Below are 17,221 nucleotides of genomic sequence, written 5' to 3' on the forward strand. Positions count from 1 at the left end.
TAGTGCCGGGCCATGCCCGGCTAGCGCAGCGGCATCCGGTGAATCCGCCGGGCATGGCCCGGCGCTACCGCTTCGATAGGGGTTACCGCGGCTTCGCCGGCGGCGGGTTGTCCCGCACCCATTCCCTGCGTTCGTCTGCGGTCATCTGCGACCAGCGCTCGCGCATGGCATCGCGCTGGGCCGGGCTGAGGTCACGCATCTGGCCGAACAACGCCCGGGCCTGCTCACGCTGTTCCGGGCTCATGTGCTCGAAGCGGCGCAGGCCGCGGCGGGCCTTGTCGCGTTCTTCCGGGCTCATCGACTGCCAGCGCTGGCCGTGCGACAGCATGCGCTGGCGCTGCGCGGAATCGGCGCCGTTCCAGCGGTCACGCAGCGGTGCCAACAGCGCTTCGCGCTGGGCCGGGCTCAGCTGTTCCCAGTTCGGCAGCGGCGCGGCAGCTGGTGCCGGCCGCGCGGCAGGCGCTGGCGCGGTGGCCTGCGCCAGTGCCGATGCAGCGGGCAGCAGGGTCAGGGCGATCAGCAGGGGCAGGGAGGGGTATCGCAGCATGGTTCACTCCATCGCCAGGTCGTTGTCGCCCAGCCACAGGTACAGATCGGGATTCTCGTCGTACAGCACGCCATTGTCTTCTTCCGCAGCGATGATCGGCGTGCTGATCGGGCCCTGATGATCGCCCGGGCCGACGAACTGGACGCCGATGCCCAGCGCGATCACCAGCGAACAGGCGCTGGCCAGCCACCAGCGCCAGCGACCGGCGCGCGCCGCACCGGCGTTGTGACGGGCACTGCGCAGGCGTGCCAGGGTGGCCGGCGACAGCGCTTGCAGCGACTGCGCGTGCAGGCTGCGCAGGGCGTCATCGGAAGGCTGGGGGCGGTTCACGGGTGCATCTCCAGTTGATTCTGCAGCGCCTGTCGGGCGCGCGCCAGATGGGTCTTTACCGCGCCTTCGCTGCAGCCCATGGCGCGGGCGGTGGTGGCCCCGTCCAGGTCCTGCAGCACGCGCAGGGTGAATGCCTCGCGCTGGCGGGCGGGCAGGTCGCGCAGTGCCTGCACCAGCTGCTGGTACTGCTGGCGCTGCTCGTGCGCCTGCGAAGGGTCCGGTGCGGGGTCGGCCCAGTCGATCTCGCCGCCATCGGCATCCTGGTTGTCGCGCCAGAACGGCAGGCGGAAGCGGCGGCGGCGCTGCAGGTCGATCACCCGCCGGCGCAGGATGCTCCAGAACAACGGCGCCCACTCGGCGGCCGGCTTGTCGGCATAGTCCAGCATGCGCAGCAGCGCGTCCTGCACCGCATCCAGCGCGTCATCACGCTGGCGCAGGCCGGCCTCGGCGAAGCGGAAGGCGCGCGGCCCGACGCTGGCCAGGAATGCTTCCAGCGAGGCCGGAACGGCGTCGGCATCGGTGGTTGAGGGGACAGGGCTGCTCACCAGCACAGGGTACGGTTCCTCGGCAGGGGTCACCATCGACAACGCGTGAGCGCGGCCGTGGTTGACCGGGACGCGCGCAGGGTTCAGCCCATGGTTATGATGGGGCGACGAAGACAGAGCAGGAGCGTTGCCGGTGAGTGACGGGTTCGTGGCGCTGTACATCTTCATGCTGGCCGCCATTGCCGGCCACGTGATCATTTCCCGGGTCCCGGTGATCCTGCATACCCCGTTGATGTCGGGCTCCAACTTCATCCATGGCATCGTGCTGATCGGCGCGATGGTGGTGCTGGGGCACGCACAGACGCCGTTGGAGAAGGTGCTGGGGTTCCTTGCCGTGGTGCTCGGCGCCGGCAACGCCGCCGGCGGCTATGTGGTCACCGCGCGCATGCTGGAAATGTTCAAGCCGAGCGTGCGCAAGGCCGGCAACGATGAACCGAAGGAGCCGCAGGCTTGAACATCAGCACCGTCGAACTGCTCGATTGGCTGGTCAAGGCCAGCTACCTGGTCGCCGCCACCCTGTTCCTGCTCGGCCTGCAGCGCATGGCCTCGCCGATGACCGCAAGCAGCGGTATCCGCTGGGCGGGGCTGGGCATGTTGCTGGCCACGGTGGCGACCTTCTTCCTGCCCGAACTGCACAACGTGCCGCTGATCCTGGTGGCACTGCTGCTGGGGGCCGGCCTGGCCTGGTGGTCGGCGGGCAAGGTCGCCGTCACCGACATGCCGCAGATGGTCGCGCTGTACAACGGCATGGGCGGCGGCTCGGCGGCCGCCATCGGTGCGGTGGAACTGCTGCGCTATGCGTTCCTGGCCAACCGCGATACCACCCACTGGAGTGCGCAGGCGCTGGCCGATCTGGCCGCGCGGCAGCCGTCCGGCACGGTGCTGGTGCTGGCGGTGGTGGGCGCGGCGATCGGTGCGGTGTCGCTGTCCGGCTCGGTGATCGCCTGGGCCAAACTCGATGGTCGCCTCGACAAGCGCGTGACCTGGCCGGGCCAGCAGGTGATGAACCTGCTGGTGGCGCTGGCCGTGGTGGTGCTGGGCATCATCGCCGCCAGTACGCTCAGCACGTGGGCGATCGTCGCCTTCTTCGTGCTGGCACTGGCGCTGGGCGTGTTGATGACGTTGCCGATCGGTGGCGCCGACATGCCGGTGGTGATCTCGCTGTACAACGCGTTCACCGGCCTGGCGGTGTCGTTCGAAGGCTACGTGCTGGGCAACGAGGCGCTGATCATCGCCGGCATGATGGTCGGTGCGGCCGGCATCCTGCTGACCCGGTTGATGGCCAAGGCCATGAACCGGCCGATCCGCAACGTGCTGTTCTCCAACTTCGGTGGTGGCGCCGGTGGTGAGGCGCAGGCGATTTCCGGTTCGCAGAAGCCCATCGAGGCGGCCGACGTGGCAGCGATGATGGGCTTTGCCGAACGCGTGGTGATCGTGCCCGGCTATGGCATGGCCGTGGCCCAGGCCCAGCACAAGATCTGGGAGCTGGCGCAGCGGCTGATCACGCGCGGGGTGAAGGTCAAGTTCGCCATCCACCCGGTGGCCGGGCGCATGCCCGGGCACATGAACGTGCTGCTGGCCGAAGCGGGGGTGCCGTACGACCTGATCGCGGACATGGACGACATCAATCCCGAGTTCGCCACTACCGACGTGGTGCTGGTGATCGGCGCCAACGACGTGGTCAACCCGGTGGCGCGCACCGATCCGGCCAGTCCGATCTACGGCATGCCGGTACTGGACGTGGTAAATGCCCGCAACGTGGTGGTGATCAAGCGGGGCAAGGGCACCGGCTTTGCCGGTATCGAGAATGCGCTGTTCTATGCCGACAACACCCGCATGCTGTACGGCGATGGTGCCGAGGCAGCGGCGTCGCTGGTCAGCGAGCTGAAGGCGCTCGACGGCGGGCATTGAGGCAGTGCGGTAGCGCCGGGCCATGCCCGGCGGCTTTGCGTGCAGACCGCTGCGCTCGCCGGGCATGGCCCGGCGCTACCCGCCATCCACGCATGGCGTGGATCCAGCTTGGGGCGTTTACCGCGCCAGCCAGGCTCCGACCACCACGGCCACCGCCAGCCACAGCCACTCGACCACGCCATTGGCCAGGGTGATCAGCGTCCAGGCGAGGTGCGGGCCCATCCGCAGCGAGGCGTCCCAGGGGTTCAGGCCCATCGAGCCGCCCATCCAGGCACTGGCGATCGCCCAGTTCGAGATCGCGGCCACCAGCAGCGTGCCCAGCACGACCAGGGCGATGCGCAGCTTGCCGGGACCGAGCGTGCCCAGACGCAGCATGAACACCAGTTCCAGGGCGGTCAGTACCGCCATCCAGCCGACCGGACGGCCGGTGAACAGGGCGATCAGCATCCAGGCGAGGGGGGCGGTGGCCAGCGCCAGCAACAACATGAAGGGCCAGAGCCAGGTAACGGTCCTGGCGCGTGCGGCATTGGAGGACATCGAAGCTCCTGAAGGTCGCCCACAGGATACTGTGGTTTGCCGCAGTGCACCGGCGAGGGCGGGGCGCCTACGCTAGAATGACCGCTTGCGTGGCTTATGCCGCAGCCCCATATCGGTCCCCATGTATTCCCGTAGCAGCGAACCTGTCCACTTCGAACGCGATTGCGAGGCCGTGATGGTCCCGCAGGGCGACACCGTGACCTTGCCCGCCGGCAGCTATGGGTACATCACCCAGGCGCTGGGCGGCAGTTATTCGGTGTTCGTCGAGGGCAATCTGTTCCGCATCGCCGGCAAGGATGGCGATGCCATCGGCAAGGAGGCGCCGGCACCGCTGGAACTGCCCGACGATGCCAGCGACGAGCAGGTCGAACAACTGGTCTGGCAGCAGCTGCGCACCTGTTTCGACCCGGAAATTCCGGTCAACATCGTCGAACTGGGTCTGGTCTACGAGGTGGAGATCAAGCACCTCGACGAAGGGCAGCGCGAGATCGACGTGAAGATGACCCTGACCGCGCCTGCGTGCGGCATGGGCGACATTCTGGTTGACGACGTTCGCAGCAAGCTTGAAATGATCCCGACGGTGGCCGAGGCCGACGTCGAGCTGGTCTTCGACCCGCCGTGGAACCAGCACATGATGTCCGAGGCCGCACGTCTCGAAACCGGCATGCTTTGACCCACGGCCCGCAGTGACGCGGGCCCGGCATTACCCGCAACCAGAACAGGAAATCTCCGGTGTCCCAGTCCATTCCCAGCTTCGCCGTCACCCGTTCGGACCACCCGCGCAGCGCTGAAGAGCGCGCCCAGATCCTGGAGAAGCCGGGCTTCGGCCTGCACTTCACCGACCACATGGTGGAAGTGCGCTGGGACAAGGATGCCGGCTGGCACAACGCCAACGTGCGCGCTTATGGTCCGCTGCAGCTGGACCCGGCCGCGGCCGTGCTGCACTACGGCCAGGAGATCTTCGAAGGCATCAAGGCCTACCGCCATGCCGATGGTTCGATCTGGACCTTCCGCCCCGATGCCAACGGCCGTCGCCTGCAGCGTTCGGCGCAGCGCCTGGCGCTGCCGGAACTGCCGGTGGAGATCTTCGTCGAATCGCTGAAGCAGATGATCGCCGTCGACAGCGCCTGGGTGCCGTCGGCCGATGAGTCGAGCCTGTATTTCCGTCCGTTCATGATCGGCGATGAAGCGTTCCTTGGCGTGCGCGGCGCGCACAAGGCCGGCTACTACGTCATCGCCAGCCCTGCTGGCCCTTACTTCGCCAAGGGCGTCGCCCCGGTGTCGATCTGGCTGTCCACCGAGTACGCGCGTGCGGCCAAGGGCGGTACCGGTGCGGCCAAGTGCGGTGGCAACTACGCCGCGTCGCTGTTGCCGCAGCAGAAGGCGCAGGCACAGGGCTGCTCGCAGGTGCTGTTCCTGGACCCGGTCGAAGGCAAGTACCTGGAAGAACTGGGCGGCATGAACGTGTTCCTGGTCTACAAGGACGGCACGCTGGTCACGCCGGAACTGTCCGGCAGCATCCTCGAGGGCATCACCCGCGAGAGCATCCTGCAGCTGGCCCGCGACCGCGGCATGAAGGTCGAAGAGCGCAAGGTCACCATCGATGAGTGGAAGCAGGGCGTGACCTCCGGCGAGATCGCCGAAGTGTTCGCCTGCGGTACCGCTGCGGTGGTCACCCCGATCGGCCAGCTCAAGGGCGAAGGCTTCTCGGTGGGCGACATCAATGCGCCGGCCGGCGAAGTGACCATGTCGCTGCGCAAGGAACTGACCGACATCCAGTACGGTCGCCTGCCGGACCGCCACGGCTGGCTGGTCAAGCTGGGCTGATCGCCTGCGCTGAACGCTGGCGTCGGGTTACCCCCGGCCGCATCCCCGGAAAGCCCGTCCCTGCGACGGGCTTTCTGCGTTTCAGGCGTACGTCCGCCGGGCATGGCCCGGCGCTACCAGGATCAACGGCTCCCGCCAGCGCGCGGCGATGCCCGGCGAATGTACGCGTACCACGGTAGCGCCGGGCCATGCCCGGCGGCTGTTCGCCGATGTCGGCAAAGACATGGCGGGACAGGACATTCCGCAGTCAGGTACGTGCAGCTGACGCGAAAGTTCCTTCACCTTCACAAACCCTCGACCCGGAAAGTCTCAGATCCAACATTTCATCTTGCTGAAAAGACGCTGAAAATCTTGTGGTGTCCGGTTTGAGCCACTAGCGTCATCAACACAGCGGATGGTCAGGGGAATCCGCTGGCTCGCCGGACCCGAACCTCGCCATCGCAAGCCAGCCCACGGTTCAGGCCGGTGCTTCTGCCGATTCCGGCATTCCTACCATTAGAAGGGAAATCCGATGTCCCAGGTAACGCAACCGCGTGTGCGTCGTGTGTGGGTGGTCCTTGGTGCGTCCGTCCTGTCATCGCTGCTGCTGGCCACGCCTGCGCTGGCCGGTGATGTCCAGCTCAGCGGCCTGCAGTCCGCGCCGACCCACCAGCGCTTCATCGTGAAGTACCGCGACGGCAGTGCGCCGGTGGCCAACACCACCGCGCTGGCCTCTTCGCTGAAGACGGCCGCTGCCGGCATCGCCAGCAGCCAGGGCCGCGCGCTGGGCCTGCAGCAGGTCCGCAGGCTTGCCGTCGGCTCCACCGTGGTCAGGACCGACCGTGCGCTGGACCAGGCCGAATCCGAGCTGCTGATGCGCAAGCTGGCCGCCGACCCGAACGTCGAATACGTCGAAGTCGACCAGATCATGCGCGCGACGCTGACCCCCAACGACACCCGTTTCAGCGAGCAATGGGGCTTCGGTACGTCCAACGCCTCGATCAACGTGCGTCCGGCCTGGGACAAGGCCACCGGTACCGGCGTGGTCGTGGCCGTGATCGATACCGGCATCACCAACCATGCCGACCTCAACGCCAACATCCTGCCCGGCTATGACTTCATCAGCGACGCGGCGATGGCGCGCGATGGCGGTGGCCGTGACAGCAATCCCAACGATGAGGGTGACTGGTACGGCGCCAACGAGTGCGGCTCGGGCATTCCGGCCTCCAACTCCAGCTGGCATGGCACCCACGTGGCCGGCACGGTCGCTGCGGTGACCAACAACAGCACCGGCGTGGCCGGTACCGCCTTCAACGCCAAGGTCGTGCCGGTGCGCGTGCTCGGCAAGTGCGGCGGCTACACCTCCGACATCGCCGACGCGATCGTCTGGGCCTCCGGTGGCACGGTCAGCGGTGTGCCGGCCAATGCCAATCCGGCCGAGGTCATCAACATGTCGCTGGGCGGCGGCGGCAGCTGCTCGACCACTTACCAGAACGCGATCAACGGCGCGGTCGGCCGCGGCACCACCGTGGTGGTCGCTGCCGGCAACAGCAACACCAATGTCTCCAGCGCGGTACCGGCGAACTGCCCGAACGTGATCGCCGTGGCGGCCACCACCTCGGCGGGTGCGCGTGCCAGCTTCTCCAACTACGGCACCGGCATCGACATCTCCGCACCGGGCCAGAGCATCCTGTCCACCCTCAACAGCGGCACCACCACCCCGGGCAGCGCCAGCTATGCGTCCTACAACGGCACCTCGATGGCGGCACCGCACGTGGCGGGCGTGGTTGCACTGATGCAGTCGGTGGCACCGAGCCCGCTCAGCCCGGCGCAGGTGGAAAGCATCATCAAGAGCACCGCGCGTCCGCTGCCGGGTGCGTGCTCGGGTGGTTGCGGCGCCGGCATCATCGACGCCGATGCCGCGGTGACTGCCGCGATCAACGGCACCACGCCCAACCCGGGTGGCACCGTGCTGCAGAACAACGTGCCGGTTACCGGCCTCGGCGCAGCCAGCGGCGCATCGCTCAGCTATACCGTCAACGTCCCGGCTGGCAGCACGCAGCTGCGCGTGGCGATCAGCGGCGGCAGCGGTGATGCCGACCTGTACCTGCGCCAGGGCAGTGCCCCGACCGACACCGTCTACACCTGCCGCCCGTACCTGAGCGGCAACAATGAGACCTGCACCGTCAACAGCCCCACCGCCGGTACCTGGTACGTGCGGGTGAAGGCCTACAGCACCTTCTCGGGCGTGACCGTCAACGCCCAGTACTGAGCCCAAGCCCCTCTCCATGGGCACGCCCCGGCCTCGGCCGGGGTGTTTTTTTTGGGGGGACGGCGAAGCGGAGAAAGCAATGTGCAGCAGTGCATTTGCCCTTGCCCTTGCTCTGCCCTTGACCTTGCTGGCCGCGCGCGATGATCTGTCAGGAGGGGGTGATCCCCCGACGCAGGACCGTTGGCGCCATGGGCCCGAGGCATGCCTCGGGCGGGTTGGGCAGGACGCCCAACCCCGGTCTTGCCGTGTGCGCAGGACAGCGCACACGAGCAAGGCGCCATCGAGCCCCAGGGATGGGTTTATGGCGTGTCCTGCGTCGGGGGGATCACCCTCTCAACCCAGCAGCAACCAAAACGCTGAACCCATCCGCGCGACAGCGCGCCTTAATCCCTCAAACCGACTCGAACCGGTTCGCCGCCACGTTCTTGCGCACATGCTGCGGGTCGAAGATCCGGCCGTTCATCGCGATGAACACCCCCGCCGGCAGCGACTGCACCGCACCGATCGCACAGCCGATGTTGAACTCCGCATCCGAACCACGGAAACGCGCCGGGCTCAGCGCACCGGTCATCACGATGGTCTTGTCCGGGATCGTCGCCAGCACCTTGCCGGTCTGCACCATCGAATCGGTGCCGTGGGTCACCAGCACGTGGCGGGTGGGCTGCGCGGCGATCGTCGCGCGGATCAGCTCACGATCGTCGTCGTTGATGTGCAGCGAATCCTTGCGCAGGATCGGAATCACGTTGAAACGGAACGTGACCCCCAGTTCGCGCAGGATCATGCCGATCTGCGGGTCGCCGATCTGGTAGTCCGACTTGTCGTCGAAATAGATCTTGTCGATCGTGCCACCGGTGGTGACGACCAGGAGCTCTTCCATCATGTGCATGCGCGAAACCAAGGCAGGTACAGCGGCGCGGGGCCGGGAACGCAGATGATACGGCCCACCGGGCGCAGCGTCAGCGCCGCCGCCCGAAACGGGCGCGCAGGCCGGGCAGGCTGGCCGAAAAGATCACCAGCAGCGCCAGCACGATTTCGATCAGTGCCAGCCAGCGGGTCTCGGGATGGCTCCAGGCGCTCATCACGCCGTGGCTGAACCAGCCCAGGGCCAGCACCGCCGCCCAGAACCCGGCCTTGCGCCAGCCCAGCCGCAGGGCGATGGCCAGCGCCATCGGCGGCGCAGTGAACACCAGCTGGGTGGCCAGCCAGTGCCTGTCGTTGATGAACCAGCCGGCAAACAGCGCCGCCAGCCCCATCAGGGCCAGCAGCAGCACGGTGCGCGGCGCGGTGCTCATCGCGCCAGCCGCTGCGCGATGTCGGCCACGCGCCGGCCCAGCGCCCGCGCCAGTACCGCCTCATCGTCGGTGGGTTGCGGGTCGTCGGCGGCGCCGGCCACGTGGCTGGCGCCATACGGCGTGCCGCCACTGGTGGTGTGGCTCAGCGCCGGCTCGGTGAACGGAATGCCGACGATCAGGCAGCCGTGGTGCAGCAGCGGTACCTGCATCGACAGCAGGGTCGACTCCTGGCCGCCATGCATCGACGCAGTGGACGTGAACACCCCGGCCGGCTTGCCGGCCAGCGTGCCGTTCACCCATTCGGCGCCGAGGCCGTCAAGGAAATGCTTGACCGGCGCGGCCATGTTGCCGAAACGGGTAGGGCTGCCCAGCAGCAGTCCCTGGCACTCCGCCAGGTCCTGCACGCTTACATAGGGCGCGCCATCGTCGGGTACCGGCGGCTGCGCGGTCTGGGTAACGGCAGCCACCGGCGGCACCGTGCGCAGCCGCGCTGCCATGCCCGGAACCTCGCCGATGCCCCGCGCGATCTGGCGCGCCAGCCGTGCCACCGAACCGCCGCGGCTGTAGTACAGCACCAGGATTTCGCCCATCGCGCCCAGCTCTCCTCATCGTGTGGACGCCAGTATGGCTATCCTGCACCGATTCCGCATCGGGTACCCTTGCGCCGATGGAACCTTTGGATACGCTCAATTTGTGGATGGAGCGCGCGCGGGATCGCGCACGCGCCGCCAGCTTCGGCCGCTTCCTGTGGCGCCGCTTCCTCGACGACCGCCTGTTCCAGGCCGCCGCCGCGCTGGCCTACACCACGGTGTTCGCGCTGGTGCCGTTGGCGATCGTGGTATTTGGCGTGCTCTCGGCCTTCCCGGTGTTCGATCGCTGGAGCGACCAGCTCAGCGACTACGTCTTCTCCAACTTCGTGCCCAATGCCGCGCGCGCTGCCGAAGGCTACCTGCGGCAGTTCTCGGCCAGCGCCGGCCAGCTCACTGCCGCCGGCTTCATCGCCCTGGTCATCTCGCTGCTGATCACCCTCAACAGTGTTGAAGAGACCTTCAACCAGATCTGGCGCGTCGGCAGCAGTCGGCCGCGGCTGACCCGCTTCCTGGTCTACTGGACGGTGCTGACCTTGGGCGCGATGCTCGCCGCTGCATCGCTGGCGGTGTCGGCGCGGGTGTTCGCGATGCCGCTCTTCGGCACGCAGGAGGGGCGCTGGCTGGCCGATCTCGCCTTGCGGCTGGCGCCGATCCTGATCGAATTCGTCTGCATCACCCTGATGTTCCGGGTGGTGCCACACCACACCGTGAAGTGGCGCCATGCGGTTCCGGGCGCGATTCTCGCCGCAGTGATCCTGGAGCTGGTGAAGTGGGGCATCGGCGCCTACCTGGGCAGCTTCCAGTCCTACCAGAAGCTGTATGGCACGGTGGCCTTCGTGCCGATCCTGCTGCTGTGGATCTACCTCTGCTGGGTGGCCGTGCTGCTGGGCGCGTCGCTGGCGTCGTCAATGGCGGCTTTCCGCTACCAGCCGGTGGAACTGCGCCTGCCGCAGGGCTACGAGTTCTATGGCCTGCTGCGCCTGCTCGGGCGCTTCCAGCATGCACGCGCCAAGGGCAGGGGCCTGGCCGACGACGAGATCCTGCGGCTGGAACCGATGCTGACCGACTCGCTGCTGCAGGACCTGGCCTGCCACCTGGAGGGCATCGGTCTGCTGCGCCGCGATGAGCGCGGCGAGTGGCTGCTGGCCCGCGACCTGGACCAGGTCAGCCTGGGCGATCTGTACGAATGCACGCAGCTGCGCATTCCGGTGGCCGAACAACACCTGCCTTACCGCGATGACAGCCTCGGCCGGGCCGCCTTGGCCGCACTGGATGAACTGCGCCTGCCGCTGCGTGAACGCCTCAAGCGTCGCGTCAGCGACATCTACCCTGATTCTGGAGACGCCCCATGACCTGCAAGACCCCGTTGCTGCTGGCTGCGCTGCTGGCCCTGGCCGCCTGCAAACCCGCACAGGAGCCGACCCCGGCCAGCAGCCAGCCGCCGGCACAGGCACCGACTCCGGCCGCGCCGGCGCCGGTGGAGGATACGCCCGCCGAGCGCGTTACTGCCGAGTTCCCGACGCTGAAGATGAAGGCCGTCGATGGCAGCGATTACGACCTGGCCGCGCATCGTGGCAAGTGGGTGGTGGTGAATTTCTGGGCGACCTGGTGCGCGCCCTGCCGCAAGGAAATGCCCGAGCTGTCGGCGTTGCATGCCATGCGCAGCAACATCGAAGTGGTGGGCCTGGCCTACGAGGACATCGAGATTCCGGAGATGCAGGCGTTCCTGACCAAGCATCCGGTGACCTATCCGATCGTGGTCGTCGATCCGTTCGACCCGCCGGCCGACTTCGCCACCCCGCGTGGCCTGCCGCTGACCCATCTGATCGACCCGCAGGGCAAGCTGGCCCACAGCTTCCTGGGCCCGGTCACCGCGGCGGACATCGAAAAGCAGATTGCTGCTGCCAAATAAGGGGAGGGGCAGGGCTGCGCCCTGCACCCACCGAAGCGGTAGTGCCGGCCGCTGGCCGGCAACCTCGACAGCAACAGCAACAGCCAAAGCCAAAGCGGGTTTCCTGTGGGGAGGCGGGGTGGGTCCGGTTGCGGGGGACGCCGTAAATACGTCCCTGTAGGCTCGGTCGCCGCATCCATGCGGCTCACACCCCCGCAACCGGACCCACCCCGCCTTCGACAATTCTCCGCAAGCTGCGGGAATTACATGGCCTGCTCTTGATGGGTGTCGACCTTGGTCGACACGTAGATCCACGCCATGCGTGGATGCTCTTCGTTCAATTGTCGAAATATTCGATTTCGATGGACATACATTCACGCATGGCGTGAATCCATCAGCCACCGGAAATCTGTCGAAGGTGGGGCGGTGTCGGAGTGCGGGGTGTCAGCCGCATGGATGCGGCTGCCAAGCCTACAAAGACGTACTTGCGGCGTCCCCGCACTCCGACACCGCCCCGCCATCCCACGCAATGCCGCTTTTGCTGTTGCTTCGGCCGTTGCTTGAAGCCTCTGCAGGTGCAGGGCACAGCCCTGCCGACCCACCCTATTCTTCGACCGGAAAATCCTCGATAGGCATCAGCACGTCGTAGTGCTCGCGATGCAGCTTGCCCTTCAGTTTCGGCAGCTCGGGCAAAGGCACATCCACCCGCGTGTCCGGCAGCCGGTCCAGCAGATTGCGGACCAGAGTCAGGCGACCCAGCCGCTGGTCGTTGAAATCCACCAGCGTCCACGGCGCACCGTCGCGATGGGTCGCGCGCAGCATCGCCTCGCGCGCTTCGGTGTACGCGCTGTACTTGCTGCGCGACTTCAGATCCACCGGCGACAGCTTCCACCCCTTCAACGGATCAAGATGGCGTTCGGCGAAACGCTTCTCCTGCTGCTCCTGGTCCACGCACAGCCAGTACTTGAACAGCAGGATGCCGTCATCCACCAGCAGTTGTTCGAACACCGGTGCCTGATGCAGGAACTGCTGGTACTCGGTCTCGCTGCAGTAGCCCATCACCCGTTCCACGCCCGCGCGGTTGTACCAGCTGCGGTCCATCAGCACGATCTCGCCGGCGGCCGGCAGATGCGTGGCGTAGCGCTGGAAATACCATTGCGTGGCTTCGCGGTCGGTGGGCTTGGGCAACGCCACCACCCTGCATTGGCGTGGGTTGAGGTGCTGGCTGATGGCCTGGATCGCACCGCCCTTGCCGGCGGTATCGCGTCCTTCGAACAGCACCAGCAGGCGTTGCCCGCTGTGCTGCACCCAGCGTGCCATCGCCGTCAGTTCCAGCTGCAGCGGCTGCAGCAGTTCGTCGTATTCCTTGCGCTTGAGCTTGGCCATCGTCATGCCACGCGGGAGGGAAGCCCGAGCGTAGCGCAGGGCGATGTCAGGGCGTGTCGAGGCCCTGCCAGCCCTGTTCGCGGGCCAACTGCTGAAGCAGTGAGGACAGATCGCGCGCGAAGGCCGTCATGTCGAACAAGCCGCTGCGCTCGCGTGCCTGCGCCAGTTCGGCACGCAGGGCAGCCAGCGCGGCCGGGTCGTTGCCGAGTGCACTGGCGGTGGCGACGAAGGCCGCATCGTCGGCGACGTTCATGTGCTCCAGCCCCAGATGATGGTTGAGGCTGCCGGCCACGCGCGCGGCGAAGGTAGCGCCGGGGCAGGTCAGCACCGGGCAGCCGGCCCACAGTGCATCCGATGCGGTGGTGTGCGCGTTGTACGGGTTGGTGTCCAGGAACAGGTCGGCCAGCTGATAGCGGGCCAGATACTGCGGATGCGGCAGCTTGGCCATGAACACCAGGCGCGCCGGATCCAGTCCTGCAGCCTTGGCGGCGGAACGCAGCCGTGCATCGGCCTGGCCGGGGCCGGACAGCAGCCACAGCACGCTGCCAGGTACTGCCTGCAGCACCGCGAACGCACGGCCCATGCTGCGCGGGTTGAGTTTGTAACTGTTGTTGAAGCAGCAGAACACCGTGCCCTGCGCGGGCAGCCCACACGCCGCACGGTCCGGCGCCGGTTCCAGCACGCGGGTGTTGTCGGAGGGCTGGAACGCGCGCGGCAGGCGCAGCACGCGTTCGCTGTAGTGCGGTTCCAGCGAGGACGGCAGCGCGAAGTCGTCAGCGATCACTGCATCCAGCCACGATGCACCGGAGGTGCCGGGGTAGGCCAGCCAGTTCAACTGCAGCGGGGCAGGGCGCATCGCCAGTACTTCCGGCGTGCCGCCACCGCCCCAGCCGCGCAGGTCCAGCAGCAGGTCGACGCCCTGTGCACGGATGCGCGCGGCCGTATCGGCGTGGCGCAATCCCACCACGTCATGCAGCCGGGTAGCGGCCTGCAGGCGTTGGCGGATGCGGCTGCCATCGTCCGCGTTGAGCGCGAACAGATGCAGTTGCAGGGCCGGGTCGCGGCTCATCTGCTCCAGCAGCGCCACCGTCAGCAATCCGGTGGGATGGGCGCCGAAGCCGTTGGAAAGCAAGCCCACGCGAAGTGGGCCTCGTTCGCGCAGCTTCGCCGGCGGCAGTGGCCGCACCGATGCCGCCACCGCGGCGGCGCGTGCACGCGCGCAGGCCAGCTGTTCGGCCGCGCTGGCGTCTTCGCTGAGAAACGCGAAGGGTTCTACTACGCCCTGGCCGGACACCAGTGCACCGCGCACCTGATCGGCCAGCGCATCCACGTCCTGCCAATCGCACAGGCGACGCTGCCAGGCGAGGCGCTGCGCGGCGATATACGGCTCATCGGGCATCAGTGCATGTGCGCGGCGATAGGCCGCTGATGCACCTTCGGCATCGTTGGCATCTTCCAGCGCGTGCCCCAGCCACAACGCGATGCCCGGGTGCTCCGGTGCCAGCGCCGAGGCCTGGCCCAACAGCGTGGCGGCATCGGCATGCGCTCCTGCCATCCACGCCACCCGGCCGAGCCGGGCAAGCGCTTCAGGATGATTGGGCCGCAGCTGCAGCGCGCGTCGCGCAGCCTGCTCACCGGCCGCAATGTCGCCGGCTTCCAGTTCCAGGTCAGCCAGCATCACCCAGGCGACGAAGTCGCCGGGCTGGCGCGTGATCGCCTGCTGCAGTTGCTGCCGCTGCTGCCAGGCGGACATGCTGGTCAGCCCGCCGAAAGCTGGGCCAGGGCGTCGACCTGGTGCTCGTGGCTCAATCGCTGCAGCAGCGGATCGAGATCGCCGGCCAGTACGTTGGGCAGGTCGTACAGGGTCAGCCCTTCCACGCGGTGATCGGTGATCCGGCCCTGCGGGAAGTTGTAGGTACGGATGCGCTGGCTGCGGTCGCCGCTGCCAACCTGCAGGCGCCGAGATTCGGCTTGCGCTGCGTCGTGGCGCTGGCGCTCGGCATCGAGCAGCTGCGCCTTCAGGCGTTTCATCGCCTTGTCCCGGTTGGCGTGCTGGCTGCGTTCGGTCTGGCACTCCACCACCACGCCGCTGGGCACGTGGGTGATGCGGATCGCCGACTCGGTCTTGTTGACGTGCTGGCCACCGGCGCCGGAGGAGCGGTAGGTATCAATCCTCAGGTCAGCCGGGTTGATGACGATCTCATCGACTTCGTCGGCTTCCGGGATGATCGCCACGGTGGCCGCCGAGGTGTGGATGCGGCCCTGCGATTCGGTGGCCGGCACACGCTGCACGCGGTGGGTGCCCGATTCGAATTTCAGGCGCGAGAACGCGCCCCGGCCGACCACGCGCGCCACCACTTCCTTGTAGCCGCCATGTTCGCCGGGGTTGTCCGATTCGATCTCGACCTTCCAGCCCTGTCGCTCGGCGTAGCGGGCATACATGCGGAACAGGTCGCCAGCGAAGATCGCCGCCTCGTCGCCGCCGGTGCCGGCGCGCACTTCCAGGAACAGGTTGCCTTCATCGCGCGGGTCGCGCGGCACCAGCAGTAGTGCCAGCTCCTGCTCCAGGTCCTGCAGGCGGGCCTGGGCGGCGGCGATCTCCTCGTCGGCCAGTTCGCGCAGGTCCGGATCGGTGCGCATGCTTTCGGCCGCGGCCAGGTCGGCCTTGGCACGCACTTCATCGGCCAGCGCGGTGGCGATCGGTTCGAGCTGGGAAAACTCACGCGAAAGATCGCGGAAGCGCGCGTTGTTGGCGACCACCTCCGGTTCGGCGAGCAGACGTTCCAGTTCTTCGCGGCGCTCGGCCAGCGCTTCCAACTTACGGCGCAGGGTCGGCGTCATCGGTTCTCACAGGTGGGTGGTGGTAACCCGGCGCAGCCGGGAACAGGCGCTCGGCGGCGCGGGTCAGGTCGGCGTCGCCGCTGAGCGCGGCCGCGCGCAGGGCGGCGGTCGGCGGGTGCAGCAGGCGGTTGGTCAATCCATGGGCAAGCAGTTCCAGCACTTCGTCGGCCGGCTTGCCGTTGGCCAGCTGCTGGCGCGCGCGCTCCAGCAGGTCGGCACGGGTGGCCTCGCCGAAAGCGCGCAGTTGCCGCAGCGGTGCCTGGTGGGCACTGGCCTGCAGGGTTTCGACGAAGCGCGAGACCTGCAGGTCGATGATCGTCTCGGCTTCGGCGGCCGCCTCGCGGCGGCTGCGGCGGTTGTCTTCCACCGCGCGCTCGAGGTCGTCCACGGTATACAGGAACGCATCGTTGAGACTGGCAACGTCGGCTTCGATGTCGCGCGGCACGGCCAGGTCGAACAGCAGCATCGGCTTGTGCCGGCGTGCGCGCAGGGCGTTGGCCACTGCAGCACGGTGGATCACCGGTTCGCGGGCGGCGGTGGCCGAGAACACCACATCGGCCTCGGCCAGGTGACGCTCAAGTTCGGTCAGCGGCAGCGCCACACCGCCATGGCGGCTGGCCAGTTCCTGCGCATGGGCGAGGGTGCGGTTGGCGATCAGCAGCCGCCGCACCTTGCCTTCGCTGAGGTGGCGTGCGGCCAGCTCGATGGTCTCGCCGGCGCCGACCAGCAGCACGGTGGAATCGTCAAGGCGGGCAAATGCATTCTGCGCCAGGCGCACCGCTGCCGAGGCCACCGATACCGGGTTGGCACCGACCTGGGTATCGGTACGCGCGCGCTTGGCCACCGAGAACGTCTGCTGGAACAGGCGGTCAAGGCGTTGGCCGAGCAGGCCGTGGTCGCGCGCGGTCGACCAGGCGTCCTTCACCTGGCCCAGGATCTGCGGCTCACCCAGCACCATTGAATCCAGCCCCGTCGCCACCCGGAACAGGTGGCGCACGGCATCGGCATCGGCGTGCTGGTACAGGTAGCCCTGCAGGTCGCCAGCCTGGCTCTGCAGCCACTGGTCCAGCGCCTGCGCGGACTCGGCCACGGCATACAGCTCGGTGCGGTTGCAGGTGGACAGCAGCACCGCCTCGGCGATCTGCGGGGTATCGCGCAGCGAACCGAGCGCGCGCGGCAACGCGTCACCGGCGAAGGCTGCGCGTTCGCGCAGTTCCACCGGTGCGGTCTGGTGATTCAGTCCGAGCACCCACAGGGTCATTGTTCAGTTGCT

General features: G+C 67.7%; 18 protein-coding genes. 7 read left to right on the plus strand and 11 right to left on the minus strand.

The window, feature by feature from the left end:
- Nucleotides 1-82: 82 nt before the first annotated feature.
- The 3 genes from CR918_RS01990 to CR918_RS02000 are packed head-to-tail and all read right to left on the minus strand — an operon-like array spanning nt 83 to nt 1,458.
- Nucleotides 83-547 carry a DUF3106 domain-containing protein gene (locus CR918_RS01990; protein ID WP_099841948.1) on the minus strand — a complete coding sequence of 155 codons (465 nt, stop codon included), beginning with the start codon at nt 545-547 and terminating at the stop codon, nt 83-85.
- Between the two features lie 3 nt (nt 548-550).
- Nucleotides 551-877, minus strand: coding sequence for a hypothetical protein (locus CR918_RS01995; protein ID WP_099841949.1), 327 nt, complete (start codon nt 875-877; stop codon nt 551-553).
- Nucleotides 874-1,458, minus strand: a complete 585-nt coding sequence (locus CR918_RS02000) for an RNA polymerase sigma factor (RefSeq protein WP_080149966.1) — start codon at nt 1,456-1,458, stop codon at nt 874-876. The genes CR918_RS01995 and CR918_RS02000 overlap by 4 nt, the downstream gene beginning before the upstream one ends.
- Before the next feature lie 97 nt (nt 1,459-1,555).
- Here CR918_RS02000 and CR918_RS02005 point away from each other — a divergent pair, with 97 nt between their 5' ends.
- Together CR918_RS02005 and CR918_RS02010 are read left to right on the plus strand one after the other, a co-directional pair.
- The gene (locus CR918_RS02005; RefSeq protein WP_025877970.1) at nt 1,556-1,876 is read left to right on the plus strand and encodes an NAD(P) transhydrogenase subunit alpha part 2; all 321 of its coding nucleotides are present in this window, start codon (nt 1,556-1,558) and stop codon (nt 1,874-1,876) included.
- Nucleotides 1,873-3,333 (plus strand): NAD(P)(+) transhydrogenase (Re/Si-specific) subunit beta, encoded by a 1,461-nt coding sequence (locus CR918_RS02010; RefSeq protein WP_025877971.1) that lies wholly within the window; start codon nt 1,873-1,875, stop codon nt 3,331-3,333. Before CR918_RS02005 ends, CR918_RS02010 begins: the two co-directional genes overlap by 4 nt.
- A 117-nt stretch (nt 3,334-3,450) precedes the next feature.
- Here CR918_RS02010 and CR918_RS02015 read toward each other — a convergent pair whose 3' ends face one another.
- Complete coding sequence (locus CR918_RS02015; protein WP_088101134.1) at nt 3,451-3,870, minus strand: hypothetical protein; 420 nt, start codon at nt 3,868-3,870, stop codon at nt 3,451-3,453.
- A 121-nt stretch (nt 3,871-3,991) separates the two neighbouring features.
- On the opposite strand from CR918_RS02015, the gene sufT reads away from it, so the two are divergent.
- From sufT to CR918_RS02030, 3 genes are all read left to right on the plus strand, one after another.
- Nucleotides 3,992-4,543 carry a putative Fe-S cluster assembly protein SufT gene (sufT, locus tag CR918_RS02020; protein ID WP_025877975.1) on the plus strand — a complete coding sequence of 184 codons (552 nt, stop codon included), beginning with the start codon at nt 3,992-3,994 and terminating at the stop codon, nt 4,541-4,543.
- Between the two features lie 59 nt (nt 4,544-4,602).
- Complete coding sequence (locus CR918_RS02025; protein ID WP_025877977.1) at nt 4,603-5,697, plus strand: branched-chain amino acid aminotransferase; 1,095 nt, start codon at nt 4,603-4,605, stop codon at nt 5,695-5,697.
- Nucleotides 5,698-6,208: 511 nt separating this feature from the next.
- The gene (locus tag CR918_RS02030) at nt 6,209-7,948 is read left to right on the plus strand and encodes a S8 family peptidase (protein WP_032977471.1); all 1,740 of its coding nucleotides are present in this window, start codon (nt 6,209-6,211) and stop codon (nt 7,946-7,948) included.
- 391 nt (nt 7,949-8,339) lie between these two features.
- On the opposite strand, the gene CR918_RS02035 is transcribed toward CR918_RS02030, so the two are convergent.
- From CR918_RS02035 to wrbA, 3 genes are all read right to left on the minus strand, one after another.
- Entirely contained in the window at nt 8,340-8,825 is a 486-nt protein-coding gene (locus tag CR918_RS02035) for an asparaginase domain-containing protein (RefSeq protein WP_033830416.1), read from the minus strand.
- Nucleotides 8,826-8,904: 79 nt separating this feature from the next.
- Complete coding sequence (locus tag CR918_RS02040) at nt 8,905-9,240, minus strand: DUF2069 domain-containing protein (protein WP_099782928.1); 336 nt, start codon at nt 9,238-9,240, stop codon at nt 8,905-8,907.
- The gene (wrbA, locus tag CR918_RS02045) at nt 9,237-9,830 is read right to left on the minus strand and encodes an NAD(P)H:quinone oxidoreductase (RefSeq protein WP_025879137.1); all 594 of its coding nucleotides are present in this window, start codon (nt 9,828-9,830) and stop codon (nt 9,237-9,239) included. The genes CR918_RS02040 and wrbA overlap by 4 nt, the downstream gene beginning before the upstream one ends.
- A gap of 77 nt (nt 9,831-9,907) precedes the next feature.
- Here wrbA and CR918_RS02050 point away from each other — a divergent pair, with 77 nt between their 5' ends.
- Together CR918_RS02050 and CR918_RS02055 are read left to right on the plus strand one after the other, a co-directional pair.
- Nucleotides 9,908-11,182, plus strand: a complete 1,275-nt coding sequence (locus CR918_RS02050) for a YihY family inner membrane protein (RefSeq protein ID WP_032977469.1) — start codon at nt 9,908-9,910, stop codon at nt 11,180-11,182.
- Complete coding sequence (locus CR918_RS02055; protein WP_032977467.1) at nt 11,179-11,742, plus strand: TlpA family protein disulfide reductase; 564 nt, start codon at nt 11,179-11,181, stop codon at nt 11,740-11,742. Before CR918_RS02050 ends, CR918_RS02055 begins: the two co-directional genes overlap by 4 nt.
- 582 nt (nt 11,743-12,324) lie before the next feature.
- On the opposite strand, the gene ppk2 is transcribed toward CR918_RS02055, so the two are convergent.
- The 4 genes from ppk2 to hemA are packed head-to-tail and all read right to left on the minus strand — an operon-like array spanning nt 12,325 to nt 17,209.
- On the minus strand, nt 12,325-13,107 hold the full coding sequence (gene ppk2, locus CR918_RS02065; protein ID WP_099841951.1) for a polyphosphate kinase 2: 783 nt from the start codon (nt 13,105-13,107) through the stop codon (nt 12,325-12,327).
- A gap of 46 nt (nt 13,108-13,153) precedes the next feature.
- Nucleotides 13,154-14,860 (minus strand): O-linked N-acetylglucosamine transferase, SPINDLY family protein, encoded by a 1,707-nt coding sequence (locus CR918_RS02070; RefSeq protein ID WP_099841952.1) that lies wholly within the window; start codon nt 14,858-14,860, stop codon nt 13,154-13,156.
- A gap of 5 nt (nt 14,861-14,865) precedes the next feature.
- Entirely contained in the window at nt 14,866-15,948 is a 1,083-nt protein-coding gene (gene prfA / locus CR918_RS02075) for a peptide chain release factor 1 (RefSeq protein WP_099841953.1), read from the minus strand.
- Nucleotides 15,926-17,209, minus strand: coding sequence for a glutamyl-tRNA reductase (hemA, locus tag CR918_RS02080; RefSeq protein ID WP_099841954.1), 1,284 nt, complete (start codon nt 17,207-17,209; stop codon nt 15,926-15,928). The genes prfA and hemA overlap by 23 nt, the downstream gene beginning before the upstream one ends.
- Between the last annotated feature and the right edge of the window lie 12 nt (nt 17,210-17,221).

It is taken from the genome of Stenotrophomonas indicatrix, assembly GCF_002750975.1.
Classification (GTDB): Bacteria; Pseudomonadota; Gammaproteobacteria; order Xanthomonadales; family Xanthomonadaceae; genus Stenotrophomonas; species Stenotrophomonas indicatrix.

What these genes read in the sequence shown, in the direction of transcription:
- CR918_RS02015 (WP_088101134.1), bottom strand. Translation starts at nt 3,870, where the DNA reads ATGTCCTCCAATGCCGCACGCGCCAGGACCGTTACCTGGCTCTGGCCC.
- CR918_RS02030 (WP_032977471.1), top strand. Translation starts at nt 6,209, where the DNA reads ATGTCCCAGGTAACGCAACCGCGTGTGCGTCGTGTGTGGGTGGTCCTT.
- CR918_RS02000 (WP_080149966.1), bottom strand. Translation starts at nt 1,458, where the DNA reads ATGGTGACCCCTGCCGAGGAACCGTACCCTGTGCTGGTGAGCAGCCCT.
- CR918_RS02035 (WP_033830416.1), bottom strand. Translation starts at nt 8,825, where the DNA reads ATGGAAGAGCTCCTGGTCGTCACCACCGGTGGCACGATCGACAAGATC.
- ppk2 (WP_099841951.1), bottom strand. Translation starts at nt 13,107, where the DNA reads ATGGCCAAGCTCAAGCGCAAGGAATACGACGAACTGCTGCAGCCGCTG.
- CR918_RS02040 (WP_099782928.1), bottom strand. Translation starts at nt 9,240, where the DNA reads ATGAGCACCGCGCCGCGCACCGTGCTGCTGCTGGCCCTGATGGGGCTG.
- CR918_RS01990 (WP_099841948.1), bottom strand. Translation starts at nt 547, where the DNA reads ATGCTGCGATACCCCTCCCTGCCCCTGCTGATCGCCCTGACCCTGCTG.
- wrbA (WP_025879137.1), bottom strand. Translation starts at nt 9,830, where the DNA reads ATGGGCGAAATCCTGGTGCTGTACTACAGCCGCGGCGGTTCGGTGGCA.
- CR918_RS02050 (WP_032977469.1), top strand. Translation starts at nt 9,908, where the DNA reads ATGGAACCTTTGGATACGCTCAATTTGTGGATGGAGCGCGCGCGGGAT.
- CR918_RS02070 (WP_099841952.1), bottom strand. Translation starts at nt 14,860, where the DNA reads ATGTCCGCCTGGCAGCAGCGGCAGCAACTGCAGCAGGCGATCACGCGC.
- hemA (WP_099841954.1), bottom strand. Translation starts at nt 17,209, where the DNA reads ATGACCCTGTGGGTGCTCGGACTGAATCACCAGACCGCACCGGTGGAA.
- prfA (WP_099841953.1), bottom strand. Translation starts at nt 15,948, where the DNA reads ATGACGCCGACCCTGCGCCGTAAGTTGGAAGCGCTGGCCGAGCGCCGC.
- sufT (WP_025877975.1), top strand. Translation starts at nt 3,992, where the DNA reads ATGTATTCCCGTAGCAGCGAACCTGTCCACTTCGAACGCGATTGCGAG.
- CR918_RS02055 (WP_032977467.1), top strand. Translation starts at nt 11,179, where the DNA reads ATGACCTGCAAGACCCCGTTGCTGCTGGCTGCGCTGCTGGCCCTGGCC.